At 65.5% G+C, this 13,445-nt stretch carries 10 protein-coding genes; 8 read left to right on the top strand and 2 right to left on the bottom strand.

From position 1 onward, the window contains the following. Position 1: 1 nt before the first annotated feature. On the bottom strand, positions 2 to 2,458 hold the full coding sequence (locus H156_RS0101325) for a heavy metal translocating P-type ATPase (RefSeq protein WP_017364886.1): 2,457 nt from the start codon (positions 2,456 to 2,458) through the stop codon (positions 2 to 4). Between the two features lie 215 nt (positions 2,459 to 2,673). Between H156_RS0101325 and groES the strand changes: the two genes are divergently transcribed. From groES to H156_RS0101285, 8 genes are all read left to right on the top strand, one after another. Further along, complete coding sequence (gene groES, locus H156_RS0101320; RefSeq protein WP_010960044.1) at positions 2,674 to 2,964, top strand: co-chaperone GroES; 291 nt, start codon at positions 2,674 to 2,676, stop codon at positions 2,962 to 2,964. Between the two features lie 62 nt (positions 2,965 to 3,026). Continuing rightward, positions 3,027 to 4,664 (top strand): chaperonin GroEL, encoded by a 1,638-nt coding sequence (gene groL, locus H156_RS0101315; RefSeq protein ID WP_010960045.1) that lies wholly within the window; start codon positions 3,027 to 3,029, stop codon positions 4,662 to 4,664. A gap of 205 nt (positions 4,665 to 4,869) precedes the next feature. Beyond that, positions 4,870 to 6,648, top strand: a complete 1,779-nt coding sequence (locus H156_RS0101310) for a glycosyltransferase (protein ID WP_238536832.1) — start codon at positions 4,870 to 4,872, stop codon at positions 6,646 to 6,648. Next, positions 6,645 to 8,174 (top strand): DUF3131 domain-containing protein, encoded by a 1,530-nt coding sequence (locus tag H156_RS0101305; protein ID WP_017364883.1) that lies wholly within the window; start codon positions 6,645 to 6,647, stop codon positions 8,172 to 8,174. Before H156_RS0101310 ends, H156_RS0101305 begins: the two co-directional genes overlap by 4 nt. A gap of 33 nt (positions 8,175 to 8,207) precedes the next feature. Continuing rightward, a complete protein-coding gene (locus H156_RS0101300) occupies positions 8,208 to 8,792 on the top strand; it encodes a transglycosylase SLT domain-containing protein (protein WP_017364882.1) in 585 nt (194 codons plus the stop codon). Between the two features lie 19 nt (positions 8,793 to 8,811). Beyond that, on the top strand, positions 8,812 to 10,080 hold the full coding sequence (locus H156_RS0101295) for a YhjD/YihY/BrkB family envelope integrity protein (RefSeq protein ID WP_017364881.1): 1,269 nt from the start codon (positions 8,812 to 8,814) through the stop codon (positions 10,078 to 10,080). A gap of 15 nt (positions 10,081 to 10,095) precedes the next feature. Continuing rightward, positions 10,096 to 12,312, top strand: a complete 2,217-nt coding sequence (gene rlmKL, locus H156_RS0101290) for a bifunctional 23S rRNA (guanine(2069)-N(7))-methyltransferase RlmK/23S rRNA (guanine(2445)-N(2))-methyltransferase RlmL (protein ID WP_017364880.1) — start codon at positions 10,096 to 10,098, stop codon at positions 12,310 to 12,312. 22 nt (positions 12,313 to 12,334) lie between these two features. Beyond that, positions 12,335 to 12,613 carry an acylphosphatase gene (locus H156_RS0101285; protein WP_017364879.1) on the top strand — a complete coding sequence of 93 codons (279 nt, stop codon included), beginning with the start codon at positions 12,335 to 12,337 and terminating at the stop codon, positions 12,611 to 12,613. A gap of 6 nt (positions 12,614 to 12,619) precedes the next feature. Here the strand turns inward: H156_RS0101285 and H156_RS0101280 are convergent, their stop codons facing one another. Next, positions 12,620 to 13,381, bottom strand: coding sequence for a bestrophin-like domain (locus tag H156_RS0101280; protein ID WP_017364878.1), 762 nt, complete (start codon positions 13,379 to 13,381; stop codon positions 12,620 to 12,622). Positions 13,382 to 13,445 lie beyond the last annotated feature (64 nt).

Genomic DNA, 13,445 nt, shown 5'->3' with positions numbered 1-13,445 from the left:
CTCAATCCCGCTGCAGCCGCAGGGCGTTCAGCACCACGCCGACCGAGCTTGCCGCCATCGCGGCGGAGGCGGCCATCGGGTGCAGCTTGCCGAAGGCGGCCAGCGGAATGGCGACGAGGTTGTAACCGAAGGCCCAGGACAGGTTCTGGCGGATCACCCGCAGAGTGCGGGCACTGAGTTCCATGGCCTCCGCCGCCTTGGAAATGTCGCCGGTGAGCAAGGTCAGATCGGCGCTCTGTTTGGCGATGTCGGTGCCGTGACCGACCGCCAGTCCGACGTCGGCCGCGGCCAGGGCCGGGGCGTCGTTGATGCCGTCGCCGATCATGCCGACCCGCTCGCCGCGGTTCTGCAACTGGCGGATGATTTCCAGCTTGCGGCCCGGACGGGCGCCGGCCTCGATCCGGTCGATGCCGACCAGGGCGGCGATGTGCTCGGCGGCGGGCGCGACGTCGCCCGTCACCATGAGCGTATGCACGCCCCGCCGGTGCAGGCTGGCCACGGCCTCCGCGGTATCGGGTCGGGGCGGGTCGGCGACGCCGAGCACGGCGGCGGCGTGCCCGTCCAGTGCGACGAATACCGGCGTCTTGCCCTGCGCGCCCAGCTTCCGCGCCGCGTCGCCCAGGTTCCGGCCGCTCTCGATCTTGTGCCTGTCGAGCCAGCGCTGGTTGCCGATCAGCACTTCGTGACCCTCGACGATGGCGGCGATGCCCAGGCCGGGTTCGAGCCGGAACTCGGCCGGTTCGGGCCAGGCCAGACCCAATGTGGCGGCGTGCGCGAGGATGGCCTTGCCGATGAAGTGCTCGGAATGCGACTCCGCGGACGCGGCCAGCCGCAGCAGTCCGGCATCGTCCAGATCCGAGACGTTGGCGATGTCGGTGATTCTCGGCCTGCCCTCGGTGAGGGTGCCGGTCTTGTCGAACACGATGACGGTCAGGCCTGCTGCGGTTTCCAGGCTCTCGGCGTTACGGATGAAGATGCCGCGCCGCGCCGCTTGCCCGGTGCCGACCATCACGGCGGCCGGTGTCGCCAGCCCCAGCGCGCAAGGACAGGCCACCAGCAGCACGGTGACGGCATGGATGAGCGCGGTGCCGAATCCCGCGCCTGCCGCCATCCAGCCGAAGAAGGTGGCGCCGGATACCGCCATCACGGCGGGCACGAAAAAGGCCGACAGGCGGTCGACCATGCGCTGAACGGGCAGCCGGCTGGTCTGCGCCTCGTCCAGGGTGTGCAGGAGACCCGCCAGGACGGTGTCCGCGCCCACCGCGCTGACCCGGATCTGCAGGGCTCCATCGCCATTGATGCTGCCGCCGGTGACGCGATGGCCGGTCTCTTTCACCACCGGCAGGCTCTCGCCCGTCACCATCGATTCGTCTACCGCCGACAGGCCGTGAACGACTTCGCCGTCGGCGGGGATGCGCTCGCCGGGTCGCACCAGCAGCCGGTCGCCGACCCGGATCTCCTCGATGGGGAGGCTCACCGGCCGCCCGCTCTGCAGCACCGTCGCCGTCAGCGGTTGCAGTTCCGCCAGCTGGCGGATGGCCTGACCCGCTTGGCTGCGGGCCTTCTCTTCCAGATAGCGGCCCATGAGTACGAAGGACATCACACCCGCCGCGGCTTCGAAGTAATAGCCGCCGCGTCCGCTCGCCAGGGAGAAAAAGCTGTACGCGTAGGCCGCACCGACGCCGGCGGCGACCAGCGTGTCTGTGCTGACGGAACGGCGCCTCGCCGTTTGCCAGGCCCGGTCGAAGAACCCCCTTCCGCCTCCCAGCAGCAGCGGCGCCGACACCGCGAGCTGCACCCAGCCCATCAGCCGCGAGCGCGGTGCGAACAGGCCGATCAGGAAGGTCGGCAGGCTGAACACCAGAGACCAGAAGCAGTGCTGCCAGGTCTTGCCGATGCGGGTCGTTTCCCGCGCCAGCCAAACCCGGCGTTGCGCGACGCTGTCCAACGGCCGGGCCTGGTAGCCCCGCCGGCGCAAGGTCCCGGACAGTTCGTCCCAGCTCATCGACGTCAGCACCTGGGCGGTTTCCGTCGCGAAATTGACGCTGGCCGAAGCCACTCGCGGGTCACGGCGGAGCAGCATCTCGATCAGCAGCGCGCACGATACGCAAGTCATGCCTTCGACCGCAACATGGAATTCGTGCAGCGGCGCCGCAGGATTCGTCCCGGACCGGACGGCGGAGGGAAGCGTCGGCGACGATCCCAGGTTGTCCAGCAGCTTGCCGAAAAAGGACTGGAGATCGGCCGTCGTCACCGCCGCGGGATCGAAATGCACCGTCACCGATCCCAATGCCGGCACCACCCGGACCCGCCTCACCGCCGGGTGTTTCTGCAGCAGCACGCCGAAAATCCGGGTCCGCTCGACCTGCTTGCGCAGCGCGGGGACCACGATGCGCAGGCGGGAACGGGTCCGGTGGGCGACCTGGAAGCATTCGGGCGTCTTCGGTTCGGCGGCCATGCGTTGCGGGACCGAGGGCTGGAAGGGGAACCATTATAGCCCGGCAATACCTGAATCCGGCCACGCCACCATGAGGGCCGGGGGTATCCCCGCCGCTTGACACCCTCCCATCCGCCGCTATCATTTGGCACTCACTTCAAGTGAGTGCTAACAGCCTCGTCGTGGGCACCCTTGAGGGTTTCAGCCGATTTCATTTGGAAATTCAGGAGATTACCGTGAAAATTCGTCCTTTGCACGACCGAGTCATCATCAAACGTCTGGAAGAGGAACGCACCAGCGCAGGCGGAATCGTGATTCCCGACAGCGCGGCGGAAAAGCCCATGCGCGGCGAGATCCTGGCCGTTGGCAACGGCAAGGTGCTCGACAACGGTGAGGTGCGCGCGCTGCAGGTCAAGGTGGGCGACAAGGTCCTGTTCGGCAAGTATGCCGGTACCGAGGTCAAGGTCGATGGCGAAGACGTGGTGGTGATGCGCGAGGACGACATCCTGGCCGTTCTCGAGAGCTGATCTCAAAGCTCCGCCCGCCCATTCCCAAGCCCTCATCAATCATCAATCGCAGGTAAATCCAAATGGCAGCTAAAGAAGTAAAGTTCAGCGACGATGCACGCACCCGCATGCTGCGCGGTGTCAACATTCTGGCGCACGCGGTGAAAGTCACCCTGGGTCCGAAAGGCCGTAACGTGGTGCTGGAAAAGAGCTTCGGTGCGCCCACCGTCACCAAGGACGGCGTGTCCGTGGCGAAGGAAATCGAGCTGTCCGACAAGTTCGAGAACATGGGGGCGCAGATGGTGAAAGAAGTCGCTTCGCAGACTTCTGACGTGGCCGGTGACGGCACCACCACGGCCACCGTGCTGGCGCAGTCGATCCTGACCGAGGGCCTGAAAGCCGTCGCCGCCGGCATGAATCCGATGGACCTCAAGCGCGGCATCGACAAGGCCGTCGCTGCGGCGGTCGACGAAATCCACGCCATGTCCGTGCCGTGCACCGACAGCAACGCGATCGCCCAGGTCGGCACCATTTCCGCCAACGCCGACGAATCCATCGGCAAGATCATCGCCGAGGCGATGGACAAGGTGGGCAAGGAAGGCGTCATCACGGTCGAGGATGGATCGGGGCTGGAGAACCAGCTCGACATCGTCGAGGGTATGCAGTTCGACCGCGGCTACCTGTCCCCCTATTTCATCAACAATCAGCAGAGCATGAGTGCCGAGCTGGAGAATCCCTTCATTCTCATCAACGAGAAGAAGATCTCCAACATCCGCGAACTGCTGCCGGTGCTGGAAGGGGTGGCGAAGGCCGGGCGGCCGTTGGTGATCGTCGCCGAGGACGTCGAAGGCGAGGCCCTGGCCACCCTGGTGGTCAACAACATGCGCGGCATCCTGAAGGTCGCAGCGGTGAAAGCGCCGGGCTTCGGTGACCGTCGTAAAGCCATGCTGGAAGACATCGCCGTACTGACCGGCGGCACCGTCATCTCCGAAGACATCGGCCTCAGCCTGGAGAAGGCGACCCTGGCCGATCTGGGTACCGCGAAGAAGGTCCAGATCACCAAGGAAAACACCACCATCATCGACGGCGCGGGTTCCAGCGAGGCCATCCAGGGCCGCGTGGCGCAGATCCGCAAGCAGATCGAGGACACCACCTCCGACTATGACCGTGAAAAACTGCAGGAACGTCTGGCCAAGCTGGCCGGCGGCGTCGCGGTCATCAAGGTCGGTGCGGCCACCGAAGTCGAAATGAAGGAAAAGAAGGCGCGCGTGGAAGATGCGCTGCACGCGACCCGGGCCGCCGTCGAAGAAGGCATCGTACCGGGCGGCGGCGTGGCCCTGATCCGGGCGCTGGCCAAGCTGCGCGACCTCAAGGGCGCGAACCACGATCAGGACGTCGGTATCAGCATCGCCCGCCGCGCGATGGAGGAACCGCTGCGGCAGATCGTCGCCAATGCGGGTGACGAGCCATCGGTGGTGTTGAACAAGGTCGCGGAAGGTGCTGGCAACTTCGGTTACAACGCCGCGACTGGGGAGTATGGCGACATGGTGGCCATGGGCATTCTCGACCCGGCCAAGGTGACCCGTTCCGCGCTGCAGAACGCCGCCTCCGTCGCCTCCCTGATGATCACCACCGAGGCCATGGTCGCCGAGGAGCCGAAGGAGGAGGCGCCGATGCCGGGCGGCATGGGCGGCATGGGTGGCATGGGCGACATGATGTAGGACAAGCCCCGCCACCCTCGTTCCAAGGCTGATGGAAAAGGCCCCACCCCTTCCGGGTGGGGCCTTTTCCTTTTTGGGGAACGGGCATTGAGCTTCCGGCCCCGGCGGTTCTGCCTTACTATCACGACGGGCCGCATTGCCGGGCCGATCTTTACTGCGAGGCAAGAGGATGGGTCACGATTTGGACAGGTTCGATGATAGAGGGGTGCCCGAGCCGCTGCCTCTGTCGCCGTGGCGTGAGTCGCTCTACCAATACCTGGCGACCCTCGCCCTTGTTCTGGGCGCCTGGTATCTGGGCTGGCGCTGGACGGCATCCCTGAACCAGCACGCGTTGTGGTTCTCGGTGCCGGTGGTTGTCGCCGAAAGCTGCGCTTATCTCGCCTGGGCCTTGTTCGCCTACAATCTGTGGCGGACCGCCGCCCGGCCCTCGCGGTCTGCGCCTCACTGGATCTCCGAGTGCGTTTCCGAACTCGCTGCACCCCACCGGCCGCTGGCCGTGGACGTGTGTGTCGTGACCTGTGACGAGGAGGCGGCGCTGGTCCGCCAAAGCTTGGAATGTGCGAAGAGGCTGGTCTATCCCTATCGGATCGAGATAAGGCTGCACCTTTACGATGCCGGCCACCGCCCGGCCATGAAACAGCTCGCGGACTCATTGGAGGTCGCCTACCTCGTGCCGGAGGAGCAGGATGGCCTGGGGACGCACAATCTGCGCCGCATCGTCGAGGAGACACGAGGGGATTTCATCGTATTCTGCGATGCCGATACCCGGATGTTTCCATCCTTCCTGGAGCATACCCTGGGGTATTTCCGCGACCCGGCCGTGGCCTGGGTGCAGACCCCGCAGTGGTATGACGACGTCCCCCAGGGCATCCCGCTGGGCGATGTCCTGGGACACCGTTTCGGCCCCACGGGCAGGGCCGTGGCAAAGGTGTGCGAAGCCGTGGCAGGACCGGTATGGATCGGCAGAGACCCGTACGGCAGCGACCCGGCGCTGTTTTTCGATGTGATCCAGCGACGGCGCGACCGGGCCGATGCGGCCTGTTCGTGCGGAGCGGGCGCGGTGTACCGCAGTGACGCGCTCGCGGAGGCCGTGGATCTGGTGCGCGTCAGACGGGTCGGCAAAGCGGTTGGCCGGTTCGCAAAGGGGATCCGCGACCAGGAATGCCGCGCCGATTTCGTCGAGTCGGTGACGCGCCAAGCGGCCGCGGATGCCGGGGTGGCGCCGTATCACTTGCGCGAATCCGAACATTTTTATGCGTCCATGGTGCTCCACGGTTGCCGTGGCCGACGTTGGCGGTCGGTGCTGCATCCCCGCGTCGAGTCCAGGATGTCATCGCCGCAGACTCCGCGGGAAGCGGTCGTCCGGCGTTTCCGCCGTACCCTGGGTCTCATGGAGATCGCGCTACGCGACAACCCGGTTTTTTCCCGCGGGTTGAGCCTGCCCCAGCGGCTCCTGTACGTCCAGACGCTGTGGTCCAGCTTCGGCTGCCTGTGGCACTCGGTGTTCCTCTTGGCGCCGATCGTGTTTCTCTACACCGGTATCGCACCGGTCGCCGCTTATTCGCCGCAGTTTTTCATCCATCTCCTGCCGTTCCTTCTGACTGCGGAGCTGGCCATGATGACGGGTACCTGGGGCGTGTCTTGTTTCCGGCACCGGGCCGCCTCGCTGGCCCTGTTGCCGGTGGATCTGCACGCCTTGTGGGCGGTGATGCGGGGACGGCGGTTTCCCATGGTTGTGAAAAGCAAGCGGGCGCGCGACCTGTCCCGGCTGGCCGAATTCCGCATCGCGGCCACCGCCTTGACGCTGGGCGGAATGTTTTTCGCCGTGGCCCGCTTCGCCTTCGGCAGCCACCCGGATCCGGCTGGTCTGCTCGTCAACGGTCTGTGGGGACTTTACAACGTCGTTCTGCTGTCGGGCACCGTCAGTCTCTCGGCGCGGAACGTTCCCGTCGAATCCCCTTCTGCGCAAGAGGTCCAGGCATGAGCTATCCGAAGGCGTTACTCGCTGCCCGCCAGCATCTGGTGGTGATCCTCGGGCTCCTGAGCGCGGCCGCACTGGTGTCATGGTTGGAGATGCCTTCCTGTCCCGTGCCGCCGCCGTTGCCCGCCGGGGAGATACCCGGTGCCCTCCACGGCGCCCTGTCCGAGGAAGAGACCCGTTGGGCCCAGGCTGCCTGGCGCTATTTCCAGCGCAATTCCCAGGAGGAGACGGGGTTGGTCGACGCGGCCGACGGCCGTTCCGTCACCACCTTGTGGGATACGGGTTCCCATCTGCTCGCCATGATTGCCGCCCACCGCCTTGGCGTCATCGACCGCAGCGAGTTCGACCAGCGCCTGGGCCGGGTTCTAAACGCTCTCGCAAGGATCCCTTTGTTCCAGGGCGAACTCCCCAACCGGTTCTATCTCACCGAAACGCTCGGGATGGCGGATGCGGAGGGGCTGCCTTCGGATCGGGGCGTCGGCTGGTCCGCGGTCGATATCGCCCGGGTGCTGGTACCGCTCGATGTCATCGTCTGGAACTATCCAGCCCATGCCGCCGAGGCGAGCGCCGTGGTGCGGCGTTGGCGGCTCGACCGGCTGGTGCGGGAAGGCGTGCTGACCGGCGCGGTCGTCGATGCGCAGGGGCAGGTCGAGTATTCCCAGGAAGGACGCGGAGCCTATGAGGCCTACGCGGCGAAGGCCCTTGCGCTGATGGGAATCGCCGCGCCGGCGGTCGCTGTGTCCCATGGCTATGCCAAGGTCCAAGGCGTTGAGGTACCATTCGATCCGCGGCCGCCAGAACGATTTTCCACCCGCAACTACACCGTCGGCGAGCCCTATGTCATCGAAGGGCTGGAATTCGGCTGGGACCGTGACGGTCGGGAGGAAGCATGGCGGGTGTTCCGCGCCCAGGAAAACCGGTTCAAGGCGACCGGCAGGCTGACGGCGGCCAGTTCCGGCCCCGTCGACGAGGCGCCGTATTTCGTCTACAACGCCGTTTATGCCGGGACCCGGTCGTGGCAGACGCTGGCGACGGATGGGAGGGAGGTTTCGGACTTCCGTTTCCTTAACGCCGGTGATGCCGTCGGCTGGCATGTCCTGTACGATACGGAGTATGGCCGGCAACTGGCGGAAAAGGCCGCGGGCTTGTTCGATCCGGAACGGGGGTGGTACGCCGGCTGGTATGAGACCAAGGACCGAGTCAACCGGGCGATGAGCGCCGGCACCAATGCCATGGTATTGGAGGCCATGCATTTCCGGCAGTTCGGCGCACTGGTGGCGGTTCAGCCGCCGCTGGAACTCGCCGAGCCAGCGCCTTCCACCCGGCCGCAAGCGGCCCAGCCGCCCGATGGCCGCGGGGCGGCGGCCCGGGCCAAGCCGGCGGCCAAATCCGGGCCGGTCCTCAGGGCCAGGACCGGGATGGCCGGCTCACGGAAAGGGAAGGGCGCCTCCGCCGCCCCCAAGACTTCCACCGGGCACGGCGCGAAGACCCGGAAAACGGACGCCAGATCGGCAGGGAAACACCGCTGACGGGCGGCTCCCGGCGGCTTCGGTCCGGATCCCATGAAGAAGACATTCGTGCTGGGTTTGCTGCTCCTGGCGGGCTGCGCCGCCGCGCCACCCCGTAATCCCGCCGACATCTGCGCCATCTTTACCGAAAAGGACGACTGGTATGAAGGGGTCCGCCAGGCAGAGCTGAAATGGGGGCTGCCCATTCCGGTGCAGATGGCGATCATCAGGCATGAGTCGGATTTCGTGGAAGACGCGCGGCCGCCGAAGGTCCGGTTCCTGGGGATACCGCTTTGGCATCCGACCTCGGCTTATGGCTACGGCCAGGTGTTGGATGGAACCTGGGAGCTTTATACCGAAAGGAGCGGCAACGCCGGCGGCGATCGGGACGATCTGGCGGATGTGGCCGATTTCCTCGGCTGGTATGCGCATCAGTCGCAGAACCGGCTGGGCGTCTCCAAGCGCGACGCCTACAACCTGTATCTCGCCTACCATGAGGGCTGGGGCGGGTGGCAGCGCCGCAGCTATCTGTCCAAGCCTTGGCTGATGAACATCGCCAGAAAAGTGGCGGCCACCGCCCAAACGTACGAACGGCAACTGTACCGCTGTCGGCCCGATCGGGAGGCGGCGGCGGATTGAGACATTCGACTTTTTTGCAATGAACCTCCCCTACCGGCGACCGGTCCGCGACATGTACGAGCCGGTACGCCGCGGCTTGACCCTCGTTCTGCGCTGCGCGGTCGCGCTGGCGGGCGAAATCCGCGCCGGCGGGCTGGATTACCGTGCCATGAGTTTGGTGTACACCAGCCTGCTGGCGCTGATTCCTTTGCTCGCCGTGGCGTTTTCCGTGCTCAAGGCGTTCGGTGCGCACACCGGGCTCGAGCCTTTGTTGTCGGAACTGCTCGATCCGTTGGGAGCCAACGCGGAGCAGGTGAAGGATGCCATCATCGACTCGGTCAAGCGGATGAAGGTTGGGGTGCTCGGTTTTCTGGGCTTCCTGTTTTTGTTTTACGTCAGCATCACCATGCTGGACAAGATCGAGGAGTCCTTCAACCATGTCTGGCGTACCCGCACTTCCCGCAACCTCTGGCGCCGGCTCGGCGATTACCTGAGCTTCACCCTGGTCGGCCCGCTGCTGCTGCTGTCGGCCTTCGGCAGCATGACCGGACTCCTGGGTCGCCATTCCGGTCGAGGTACGGCCGGCTGGGCCTGGAGTCTTGCGGAACATGTGCTGCCCTATGCGGCGATCATCCTGGCCTTCACCTTGTTCTACTGGGTCATTCCCAGCGCTCGGGTCAAGCTGCGTTCGGCCCTGTTCGGCGGTGTGGTCGCGGGTGCGATGTGGGAATTGGCCGGCTGGGTGTTCGGGGAGTTCGTCGCGGGGTCGTCGCAATATCACGCGGTGTATTCCAGCTTCGCCATCCTGGTGCTGTTCATGGTATGGCTGTACGTGAGCTGGCTGATCGTCCTGCTGGGCGCGCAGTGCAGTTTTTTCTTCCAGAATCCCCAATGCATCGGCCAGTCGACGGGGAGGACGAGGGCGGACAACCGGTTGTGGGAGCACGGAGGGCTGGCGCTCATGTACCTGATCGTCCGGCGTTTCATGGCCGGACAATCTCCGCCCGGTCTCCCGGATCTGGCCGAATCGCTCAACCTTCCGGAAGTCCTCACCGGAGAATTGCTGTCGCTGCTGCAGCAGACCGGCCTCATCGTTGCCATCGACCACGGCCGTCCGGGTTTCCTCCCCGCCCGTGATCCGGGGACGATCGCTGTGCTCGAAGTGTTCGAAGCCTTGCGCGGAAAGGCAGACGGTCTGCCTGTTCCGGAGCCGGTCGCCCTGGGGCTGGCCGCTGCGGAGACTTCCCTGTCAGCCGCCCTGGCCGGCGTGAGCCTGCGCGACTGGGCCGGCCCGGCCCCTTCCTGCTAATTCGATCGATTCATCATGCCCATGACCCGAGATTTCTTCGCTACGGCTCCCAAGGGCCTGGAACCTTTGCTCGTCCGTGAACTGGACGGGCTGGGGGCCGAATCCATCAAGGAAACCCGCGCCGGGGTGGAATTCCGCGGTACGCTGGAAACGGCTTATCGCGTCTGTCTGTGGTCACGGCTGGCCAACCGGATACTGATGTCCTTGGACCGCTTCGCCGCCGCGACGCCGGAGGCGCTCTACGACGGCGTGCAGCGCACCGACTGGGGCCGGCATTTCGGGCCCGGTGCCACGCTCGCCGTCGATTTTTCCTCGCGCCGTTCGGCTATCACCCACACCTTGTTCGGTGCCCAGAAGGTCAAGGATGCGATCGCCGATCAGTTTCTCGAACACTGCGGACGGCGGCCCTCGGTCCGGCTCGAACGGCCGGACATTCGCATCAATGTGCACCTGGATGCCGATCAGGCGGTCATCGGTCTGGATCTTTCGGGCGACAGCTTGCACCGGCGCGGCTATCGCACCGAGGCCGGGCCGGCGCCACTCAAGGAGAACCTGGCGGCGGCGGTCCTGATCCGTGCCGGCTGGCCGGACATCGCGGCCCGGGGCGGCAGTCTGATCGATCCCATGTGCGGTTCGGCCACCCTGCTGATCGAAGGTGCGTTGCTCGCGGCAGACATCGCTCCCGGCTCGTTCCGCGAGTATTTCGGTTTTCTCGCCTGGAAGGGCCACGACCTCGAACTCTGGCGGAAGCTGTTGACCGAGGCCCGTGAGCGGGCCGAGGCCGGGCTCGCGCGGTTGCCACCCATCCTCGGCTACGACCTGGACCGCCGCGCCATCCATCTGGCGCTCGACAACATCGATCGGGCCGGCCTGCGCGGCAGGATCCACGTCGAACGCAAGGTCGCCGCCGATGTACGCCCGAAAGGACGGCCGGGGCTGGTCGTGGTCAATCCGCCGTACGGCGAAAGGCTGGGCGACGTTGAGAGTCTGATCCCGGTCTACCGCGAATTCGGCGAAACCCTGCAGCGGCATTTCCGGGGTTGGAACGCCGCCCTCTTGACCGGCAACTTTGAACTGGCGTTCCAGATCGGGATAAGGGCGGGGCGCTACCATACCCTCTACAACGGCGCGCTGGAGTGCCGGCTGTTCCTGTTCGACATCGCGCCCGAACGGTTCTTCACCCCGCGCTCCGGCGTTCCCGAGACCGAAGGCCAGAAGAAGTTGCGGCAGATCGCGGAAAAAGCCAGGCGCGGCGCCATCCCTGCGGAACAGTCCGAAATGTTCGCCAACCGCCTGCGCAAGAACCTGCGCAACCTGGGGACCTGGGCGCGCAGGAACGGCGTGAGTTGCTACCGGCTGTACGACGCCGACCTGCCCGAATTCGCCGTGGCGGTGGATATCTACCAGGGTGAGAAGCTCTGGGTCCATGTGCAGGAATACGAGGCGCCTGCCAGCGTCGATCCGGCGAAGGCGCAAAGCCGCTTGGCCGGCGCGGTCGCCATGATTCCGGAGGTGCTGGAAGTGCCGCATGAGCAGATTTTCCTCAAGGTGCGGCGGCGTCAGAAGGGCGATGCACAGTACGTCAAACAGGGCCAGACCGCACATTTCCATGTGGTGGAGGAGGGGGGCTGGCGCTTCTGGGTCAACTTCGAGGACTACTTGGACACCGGCTTGTTCCTCGACCACCGCATCACCCGCGGTCTGATCCAGCAGGTGGCACGCGATCGCCATTTCCTCAACCTGTTCGCCTATACCGGGACGGCGACGGTGTACGCGGCCGGCGGCGGCGCGGCCTCGACCACCACGGTCGACATGTCGCATACCTATCTCGACTGGGCGGGTCGCAACCTGGCCCTGAACGGCTTCGGCGAGCGCGATCACCTGCGTATCCAGGCCGATTGCCTGGACTGGCTGGAGCAGGCGGTTGACCGCAGACGCCGCTATGGCCTGATTTTCCTCGATCCGCCGACGTTCTCCAATTCCAAGCGGATGACGGGCAGCTTCGACATTCAGCGCGACCAAGGGCCGCTGCTGAAAAAGGTCGTGTCCCTGCTCGAACCCGGCGGTATGCTGATTTTTTCCACCAACCGCCGCCGGTTCAGACTCGACGAGACGGCGCTGGCGGGCTGCGCGGTCGAGGACGTCAGCCGCCTCACCTTGCCGAAGGATTTCGAGCGTAACCCCAGAATCCATGCATGCTGGCGTATCCTCGCGCCGGACCGTCAGCGGTGAAAGATCAGGAGCGAGTGGAAAGATGAAGCGGGTTCATGTCCTCGTCGCAGGACGGGTGCAAGGTGTCTGGTACCGAGCATCGGCGGCCCGGAAGGCCTCGGAGCTGGGGCTGACGGGGTGGGTGCGCAACCTGCCGGATGGGCGGGTGGAGCTGGTCGCCGAGGGCGATGCGGAAAGCGTAGACGCCTTGTTGGTCTGGTGCCGGCGCGGTCCGCCCCTGGCGCGAGTCACCGGGCTCGATGTCCGGGAAATGGCGGTCACCGGCGAGTTCACCGAGTTCGCGGTGTTGCGCGACGTCTGAGACCCGTCAGGATGCTGAGGACAAGTCCCGCAGCAGCTTGACGAACGGTTCGGGCCGCACCCCCAGTTCGCCCGCCAGGGGGTTGTTCATGGACAACACCAGGATCAGTACCAACGACAGCATGCTCGTCACGATGCCGGTCAGCAGGAGCTGGACCTTCTGGTTTTCGGCACCGAAGAACCAGAGGAAAGCGATGGTGAAAGCAGCCCCCACCCATAGCACGAACCGGAGTAAGTCGCTCAGATTGTCGTTCGCTACGGAGATCCGCTCGTAGCGGGCTTCCGCCAGGTTTTCCAGCATCGACACCGTGGTGTCGTAAAGGGCCTGGCCGCGCGGCCCGTTCGGGTCGATCGCCTTGCTGATCCGCCACAACTGTTCCAGCGGCGCGCGTTTGATCCGCCCGCCCTGGTGTTCGGCCAGCAGTGGCCATTCTTCATCGATGACGGCGCTCGCATAGCCGATCGCAGCGGTGTGCACGGCGCGCCCAACCTCGTCGTCATAGGCTTGCGCCACATTGACCAGGTCCATGAGGATGGCGGCTTCATGCACGGCGGCCGAGGAAATGTCCCCCCGCCGCTCTTCTCCCTGGCCGATCAGGATTCCCAGGATCAGGCTGAACAGCACGCCGAAATTGGTATACACGGCCGCCGCCACGTCGTTGAGGTTGCGCAGTCTGCGGTGGTCCACCCATCGCTGGATCATGCCGTGGATGCCCATGCTCGCCAGGCCGGTAACGAGGGTGATCAGTGTGATGCCGAGGATGGTCATGGCGGGCGTTCCGGTCGATGAGTGTGTCGGACTCGGGCAAGGCCGCGCCATTTTGCCATCGAGC

It is taken from the genome of Methylococcus capsulatus str. Texas = ATCC 19069, assembly GCF_000424685.1.
Classification (GTDB): domain Bacteria; phylum Pseudomonadota; class Gammaproteobacteria; order Methylococcales; family Methylococcaceae; genus Methylococcus; species Methylococcus capsulatus.
The sequence above is the reverse complement of the archived record's forward strand: the minus strand, read 5'-3'. Positions and strand labels throughout refer to the sequence as shown.